We start from the raw sequence: 849 nt of genomic DNA on the forward strand, positions 1-849 counted from the left end.
CCCCCCCCCCCCCCCCCCCCCCCCCCCCCCCCCCCCCCCCCCCGCGCCCCCCCCCCAACATGGCAAGAGTTTAGGGTGGGGGATTTGTTTAAAATCCAAGCTAACCCCCAGCTCAATAAAGATAGCTTTAACTTTGTAGAACCGCCTACTTTTACGCCAAGCGAGGATAGACCTATGGCTTACCCCTATTTCACCCGCACTTGCATGAATAATGGCGTTGCCGGGTGGGTGGAATATTTAGACGAGGAACACAAGATTAAGGGCAATTGCCTAGCAGTGGGGATGATAGGCATGCAATTTTTCTATATGGAGCAAGATTTTTACGCCGGGCAATTCACCAAGAGCCTACACCCCAAATTTGAGGGCTTTAATCGTTATATTGCCCTTTTCATGCTCACTTGCCTTAACAAGTTTCAAAGGATTTTACAAGGCGTTTTAGTGCGTGATTTTGCCAAAACCCTAAACAATCTTAAAATCATGTTGCCCACCCACAAAGATGGCACCATCGCTTACGATCTCATGGAAAACTTTATCAAAGTCCTAGAGAAACAACACATTGAGAGGGTAAAAGCCTTGTGGGATCAAAAGTTAAACGCTTATGACAAAGTCTTAAGCACGCCGTTAAAGCCCGTTTAAATGGGGTTAAAATGAGAGGTGGTTACAATGGGAGCAAAAATTTTAAAGGAGTGCCAATGACCCTACAAGAGAACAACGCCCCCGTTATGACTATGGGGGGGGGGGGGGGGGGGGGGTTTTTTTTTTAAATGGGGGGGTTTAAAATAAAAAACATTTTTTGGAGGGGGTTGTGAAAAAAACTTTTTGCGGGCCCACAGTTTAAAAGTTGGCGAA

1 protein-coding gene is annotated in these 849 nt (G+C 46.9%); it reads left to right on the top strand.

Features of this window, described 5'->3' with window-relative positions; all coding sequences use genetic code 11:
• The coding region (locus FNE76_RS08080; protein ID WP_214613814.1) for a restriction endonuclease subunit S at positions 1-636 on the top strand (636 nt) is incomplete at its 5' end.
• Between the last annotated feature and the right edge of the window lie 213 nt (positions 637-849).

It is taken from the genome of Helicobacter mehlei (assembly GCF_007280785.1).
Lineage (GTDB): Bacteria > Campylobacterota > Campylobacteria > Campylobacterales > Helicobacteraceae > Helicobacter > Helicobacter mehlei.